The organism is Floccifex sp., assembly GCF_051873555.1.
GTDB lineage: Bacteria > Bacillota_I > Bacilli_A > Erysipelotrichales > Erysipelotrichaceae > Floccifex.
In genome coordinates this window covers 1-6098 of the sequence record NZ_JBJEEY010000139.1, presented here as the reverse complement: position 1 = coordinate 6098, position 6098 = coordinate 1, and the positions used below count along the sequence as shown (strand labels likewise).

Genomic DNA, 6098 nt, shown 5'->3' with positions numbered 1-6098 from the left:
CTGAAATTGACATTATTGACGTACAATTATCAACTTTTTAGTTGAACTTAGCGTATTTTTATAAAAATGATAGAAAATCTTTTATTAAGATGGCCAAATTTATTTCCATTGGAATGAGTATATTTTTATTGATTTGTACCTTCTTTCCCAATGGACTTTCCAATTTTCGCATTACAATTGAAGAACCAAAAAACATGATTGAAACATTAACACACTATATGCAGCTTTCTGATACATCAACTAATGTATTCCCAAGTATTCATGTATATAATTCTTTAGGTGTTGCCATTGCGATACAAAAATACAATGGATTCAAGCATAAAAGAATGGTGCATATAGGATCCACCATCTTATGTATTTGTATATGTTTATCGACTTTATTTTTAAAACAACATTCTTTATTTGATGTCTTTGCATCTTTAATCTTGGCTTTGGCTATTTATTATTTTGTGTATCAATAAATATGGATTTTCTTTTTGAGCATCGGCAAAAACCAGAAGAATACATGAATTGATTTGGTTTTCTTCTTCTAAATAAATATTGATTTCTTCTTTACAGGTGCTTAAAACATCATAAAGAGAATCTAAATTCAATGAATAATCGAGTTGAAATTGTTCTTGAAGGTATTGAAGTATTTCTTCTTTTGAATTTTGATTTAAAATTAAATTCATATGGCCTCCTAATATAATTGTTCAAATGTTTCATAGTGGTCTTCTGTATAATAAATTGAACCACTTTGACCATAAACCAATCGTTTTCCATTTCGATAGCCGCCTTCATAGTCAATGTCACATTCATGATAATAATCTTCAGGTAAGATTTTTTCATAGTTTTTATAGACATCTCCACCAATACTCATACCTGGACAAACATCCCATAAATTTCCCAAAGATGCATCCCATCCAGCGTCCATAGCTTCTTGTTTGGTTATGTAGTTATCGGGTAAGTGTTGATAGGTATGAATATAGAAAGAAACGTCTTCTTTACTGGTATAGTTTCCTTTTTCAGCAATTGTTGAAGAACAGCTTGTTAATAGAAACAAAGACAAGATAAGAGTAATTATTTTTTTCATAGGATCACCGTATTTATTATACATTTCTTTTTTCATGTGATAAACTAATAGAGTTTAAAAAAAGGAGAATCTATGTCAACTGTATCTAAATATATTATTGTGTTTTTGATTTCTATGGTTCCTATTGTGGAGTTAAGAGGCGCTATTCCATGGGGTATTGGGGCTTTTCAATTGCCAATTCTTCCTACTTATATCATTTGTATCATCGGAAATATGATTCCCGTTCCCATCATTTTCTTATTTGCGCGTAAAGTATTAGAATGGGGACAAGATAAAAAATATATTGGTCCTTTATTTTCGTGGTTTATTCAAAAAGGACATAAAGGAGGACAAAAACTACAGTCCAAAGCGGGTAGAGGCTTATATTATGCTTTATTTTTATTTGTAGGAATCCCTCTTCCTGGAACGGGTGCCTGGACCGGAACTTTAGCAGCCAGTATTTTAGATTTAGATTTTAAAAAGACTGTTATTGCGGTTTTAGCGGGTGTCTTGTTTGCGGGAATTATCATGGCTTTGAGTTCTTATGGAATCTTTTCAATTATTTTTTAAAAAACCAGCATGACTGGTTTTTTTTGTGCTACACTTTTTATATGACAAAATTACCAGATTTATATATTCAAAATATGAAGGAATTACTTCAAGATGATTTTCAAGACTATCTTGATTGTTTCAGTCAAGTTAAAACATATAGTTTACGAATCAATACCTCAAAAATCAGTGTTGAAGAATTCTTAAAAATTTCTCCTTTTCATTTAACACCGATTCCATGGACTTATAATGGATTTTATTATGAAAAAGAAGATCAGCCTTCAAAACATCCATATTACTATGCTGGCTTGTATTATCTACAAGAAGCCAGTGCTATGACGCCTGCTCAAGTCTTACCCATTGAACCAGGAGATATTGTCTTAGATGCTTGTGCTGCACCAGGTGGAAAAAGCACAGAATTATTGAATAAACTAAAGGGAACGGGTTTATTATTCACAAATGATATTTCTTCTTCCAGAGCGCAGGCTTTGTTGCGTAATATTGAAAAATGGGGTTCTAAAAATGTTATTGTATCCAGTGAAGATATATCAAAATTATCTATTTATTTTCCAGAAACATTTGATAAGATTTTAATTGATGCGCCTTGTTCAGGTGAAGGTATGTTTCGAAAAGATGCTTCTTTAATTCAAAGTTGGATGGAAAGAGGCAATGATTATTATGTCAAACTTCAAAAAGACATTGTAAAGAGTGCCTTATCTATGTTAAAAGAAGGAGGACAAATGGTATATTCAACGTGTACGTTCTCTCAAAAAGAAAATGAAGACATGATTGATTATATGAAATCCATTTGTCCTGAATTAAAGCTTTGTGATATTCAAATCTATGACGAATTCAGTCGTGGTATTGACTATCCAGAATGTATTCGAATTTATCCACATAAAGTAAAAGGTGAAGGTCATTTTGTGGCTTTAATTCAAAAAGGAGAGAAAAAAGAAGAAACAAAAAAGGAATTTATTCCTTCTTTCATAGAAAATAAAGAAGCACAAGAATTTTTTAATAATATTTCGTCTGATTTTACAAATGGAAAATTTGAAATACGTAAAGATAAATTATATTTTGTTCCGATTTTTCCAACTAAAGGTATTCGAATCCTTCGTTCTGGTTTATTTTGTGGTGAATGTAAAAAGAATCGATTTGAACCTTCACAGGCTTTGGCCATGTATCTAAAAAAAGAAGAATTTAAACAGACTCTAGATTTTTCTTGTCAAGATGATCGAGTTATAAAATATTTAAAAGGTGAAACCATTCAAGTTGATAATAAAAAAATGAAAGGATGGGTATTGATTTGTTGTGATGGATTTCCTTTGGGGTTTGGAAAAATTGATAAAGGTTCCATTAAAAATAAATATGCCCAAGGTTGGAGATGGCAATGAGATTGGATAAATTTTTAGCAGATATGCAGATAGGAACACGTAGTGAAGTTAAAAAACTCATTCAAAAAGGACATGTTTCCATCAATAATCAGATTATTAAAAAAGTAGATACAAAAGTTGATGAAAATACGATTGTATATGTTGATGGAATGCGAGTTGATTATGTAACTTATGAATATTATGTATTAAATAAACCAGCTGGTTTTTTAAGTGCTACACAAGATATGCATTATCCAGTTGTGTTGGAATTAGTGCCTTGTATTCGAAAAGACATTGGCATTGTCGGTCGTTTAGATAAAGATACAGAAGGTGTTTTATTGTTAACCAATGATGGTGAATTAAATCATCGTCTTTTATCCAGTAAAAATCATGTTGAAAAAAAATATTATGTGCAAGTTGATACGGATATTCCAGATTATGCAGAAGATTTTTTTTCAAAGCCCATTGAATTTGAAGATTTTACTTCTCTTCCTGCAAAATTTGAATATATTAATTCAAAAAGTGCTTACTTAACAATTTGTGAAGGAAAATATCATCAAGTTAAACGTATGTTTGAAAAAATCGGTTGTACAGTTACGTATTTAAAACGTGTACAATTTGGTCCCATCACTCTAGATGGATTAGATGCAGGTGAGTATCGACATTTATCAGAAGAGGAAATAAAGACATTATATGAATATTAATCAAAGAATACAGGCGTTACAAGCATTAATGAAAAAGTATCAATTAGATACTTACTATATCACCACTAAAGATGATCATAATTCTGAATTTGTACATCCTTATTTTCGTTGTGTTGAATTTTTAACAGGTTTTACAGGTTCCAATGCCCATGTCATTGTTACAGAAAACCAATGTCGTTTCTATACAGATGGTCGATATTCGATTCAAGCCAAAAAAGAACTTCAAAATACATCTATTCAAATTATGGAAGACGATTATATGGATTTTTTAAAGTCTAGAAAACATATTGGATTGGATGGAAAAAAGGTATCAAAGTCTTTTGTGGATGAAATTGGTTGTGTCACATCTATTGATTTGATTTCAAAAATATGGACCAATCGACCAGATTATCCTTTAAATCCAGTTTTTCAATTAGATGAACAATATACAGGCAAAAGTTTTGAAGAAAAAAGAAAAGAAGTTTTATCTAAATGTAAATCCAATATTCATCTTCTTACTAATTTAGATGACATTGCCTGGCTTTTAAATTGTCGTGGAAGCGATGCCATAAGTAATCCAGTTTTTTTATCGTATGTTTTATTATATAAAGATAAAACCATTCTTTATATGGATTCTAGAAAAATTATAGATATTTCTTATTTTAAAAAACATCACATTCAAATAAAAAATTACTTAGATATTTATCAGGATTTAAAATATATTCAAGATCCAATTACAGTGGATGAAAACCAAGTCAATTATGAATTACTAAATTCAATTTCAAATCCAGTTTTTCAAATCAATCCAATTGAATTATTAAAGGCTTGTAAAAATAAAATAGAAATTGAAAATTTAAGACAATGTCAGATTATGGATTGTGTTGCATTAACTAAATTTATTTATTGGCTTAAAACAAATGTTAAAACACAATCTATTACAGAATATGATGCTTCTATTCAACTAAAAAAACTCAGAAAAGAATTACCTGGTTATATTGAAGTCAATTATGGTAGTATTTGTGCGTATAATGAAAATGGAGCCATGATGCATTATCAACCCACAAAAGAAAAGCATTCCATATTAAAACCAGAAGGCAGTTTTCTAGTGGATTCTGGTGGTCAATATTTAAATGGTACTACAGACATTACACGAACTTTTTCTCTTGGAAAAGTCAGTCAAGCTTTTAAAAAAGATTTTACATGTGTTTTAAAGTCGCATATTCAATTAGCACAAGCTAAATTTCTTTATGGTACTTCTGGTATTCAATTAGATATTCTGGCAAGAGAGCCTATCTGGCAAATGAATCTGGATTATCAATGTGGGACAGGTCATGGACTTGGCTTTTGTTTAAATGTACATGAAGGGCCTCATGGAATTCGATGGTATAAAACCAGTAATCGAAAAGAAGATACGATCCTTGAACTAGGCATGTATCTGACCAATGAGCCAGGTATTTATAAAGAAAATGAATATGGAATTCGTATTGAAAATGATATGGTTGTTCAAAAAGGTAATAAAAATCAATATGGTCAATTTATGTATTTTGAAACAATCAGCTATGTTCCCATTGATTTAGATTGTATAGATCCTTCTTATTTAGATTCCACACAAATTCAATGGTTAAATGAATACCATGAAAAAACATATACATTATTAAGTCCTTATCTCAATAAAAAAGAAAAAAACTGGTTAAAGGAACAGACAAAAAAACTCGCCTGAAAGCGAGTTTTTTCATGAATACTTCTATGTCACAATCCCAGCCCTTCAACATAATCAAATACCCTAAAAAATGAAAACGAATTCAAGAATAAGTGGGTCGACATTCATATTCGTGCGACCTTGTCGCAGTTTTATTATAGAGGAAATGTAAATTATGAAATTTATTTTTTCTCAATTTACACAAAAAATAACCTGATTGGTTTCAAAATTTTTAAACTCTATTCATTTTTAAACAAAAGAAATATAAAAAATGAATAATTTGTTCATAAAAAACCAGTCTTATATGATTGGTAAAAATCCTTTTAAAAGAAAAATCAATTTATTCAGGCTAACAATTTTTTAACATAGTCCACATTACAATTTAAAGCTTTCGCGATAAATTCATCTTTAGACCCCATCTTTTTTAAATTCTTAGCCAATGAAATTTTTTCTTCAAGTTTTCCTTCAGCCTTTCCTTCTAGTCTTCCACTTTCTCTTATTTCTTCCATAATCTCACACATGTTTTTCACCTCCAAATTTCCGGTTTTTAATTGTTTGACAGCTTCTTTAAGCTCTGTAATTTTCATTTCACGATAATCACTGCATCCAAAGTCATGCATCAATAGACCTAACTCATCATTTCCTCTATATTGTCCATTGACATACATCAGATGAATTCGATCATTAACCTGTTCGGTAATGAAAATAATATAGATATCTTTAAATTCTTTATAGTCCATATT

The 6098-nt window shown here is 30.0% G+C and carries 7 protein-coding genes and 1 pseudogene; 5 read left to right on the top strand and 3 right to left on the bottom strand.

Going from position 1 to position 6098, the window contains the following annotated elements:
- The first annotated feature begins 89 nt into the window (after positions 1 to 89).
- Positions 90 to 461: a phosphatase PAP2 family protein gene (locus ACI32A_RS08060; protein ID WP_439754535.1), complete on the top strand. Its 372-nt coding sequence runs from the start codon at positions 90 to 92 to the stop codon at positions 459 to 461.
- Here the strand turns inward: ACI32A_RS08060 and ACI32A_RS08055 are convergent.
- Entirely contained in the window at positions 420 to 671 is a 252-nt protein-coding gene (locus tag ACI32A_RS08055; RefSeq protein ID WP_439754534.1) for a hypothetical protein, read from the bottom strand. The genes ACI32A_RS08060 and ACI32A_RS08055 overlap by 42 nt on opposite strands.
- A gap of 8 nt (positions 672 to 679) precedes the next feature.
- Positions 680 to 1072 carry a ribonuclease domain-containing protein gene (locus ACI32A_RS08050; protein ID WP_439754533.1) on the bottom strand — a complete coding sequence of 131 codons (393 nt, stop codon included), beginning with the start codon at positions 1070 to 1072 and terminating at the stop codon, positions 680 to 682.
- 72 nt (positions 1073 to 1144) lie between these two features.
- Between ACI32A_RS08050 and ACI32A_RS08045 the strand changes: the two genes are divergently transcribed.
- Genes ACI32A_RS08045 through ACI32A_RS08030 form a run of 4 tightly spaced genes read left to right on the top strand, consistent with a single transcriptional unit; the run spans position 1145 to position 5376 of the window.
- Positions 1145 to 1621: a COG2426 family protein gene (locus tag ACI32A_RS08045; protein ID WP_439754532.1), complete on the top strand. Its 477-nt coding sequence runs from the start codon at positions 1145 to 1147 to the stop codon at positions 1619 to 1621.
- Between the two features lie 41 nt (positions 1622 to 1662).
- The gene (locus ACI32A_RS08040) at positions 1663 to 2994 is read left to right on the top strand and encodes an RsmF rRNA methyltransferase first C-terminal domain-containing protein (protein ID WP_439754531.1); all 1332 of its coding nucleotides are present in this window, start codon (positions 1663 to 1665) and stop codon (positions 2992 to 2994) included.
- On the top strand, positions 2991 to 3677 hold the full coding sequence (locus ACI32A_RS08035) for a pseudouridine synthase (protein WP_439754530.1): 687 nt from the start codon (positions 2991 to 2993) through the stop codon (positions 3675 to 3677). The genes ACI32A_RS08040 and ACI32A_RS08035 overlap by 4 nt, the downstream gene beginning before the upstream one ends.
- Positions 3667 to 5376: a M24 family metallopeptidase gene (locus ACI32A_RS08030; protein WP_439754529.1), complete on the top strand. Its 1710-nt coding sequence runs from the start codon at positions 3667 to 3669 to the stop codon at positions 5374 to 5376. The genes ACI32A_RS08035 and ACI32A_RS08030 overlap by 11 nt, the downstream gene beginning before the upstream one ends.
- Before the next feature lie 323 nt (positions 5377 to 5699).
- Here the strand turns inward: ACI32A_RS08030 and ACI32A_RS08025 are convergent.
- A pseudogene (locus ACI32A_RS08025) lies at positions 5700 to 6098 on the bottom strand (hypothetical protein); the annotation flags it as partial.

Bases quoted from the DNA above. Each gene is read 5' to 3' on its own strand.
- ACI32A_RS08060 (WP_439754535.1), top strand. From the start codon at position 90: ATGGCCAAATTTATTTCCATTGGAATGAGTATATTTTTATTGATTTGT.
- ACI32A_RS08030 (WP_439754529.1), top strand. From the start codon at position 3,667: ATGAATATTAATCAAAGAATACAGGCGTTACAAGCATTAATGAAAAAG.
- ACI32A_RS08050 (WP_439754533.1), bottom strand. From the start codon at position 1,072: ATGAAAAAAATAATTACTCTTATCTTGTCTTTGTTTCTATTAACAAGC.
- ACI32A_RS08035 (WP_439754530.1), top strand. From the start codon at position 2,991: ATGAGATTGGATAAATTTTTAGCAGATATGCAGATAGGAACACGTAGT.
- ACI32A_RS08055 (WP_439754534.1), bottom strand. From the start codon at position 671: ATGAATTTAATTTTAAATCAAAATTCAAAAGAAGAAATACTTCAATAC.
- ACI32A_RS08045 (WP_439754532.1), top strand. From the start codon at position 1,145: ATGTCAACTGTATCTAAATATATTATTGTGTTTTTGATTTCTATGGTT.
- ACI32A_RS08040 (WP_439754531.1), top strand. From the start codon at position 1,663: ATGACAAAATTACCAGATTTATATATTCAAAATATGAAGGAATTACTT.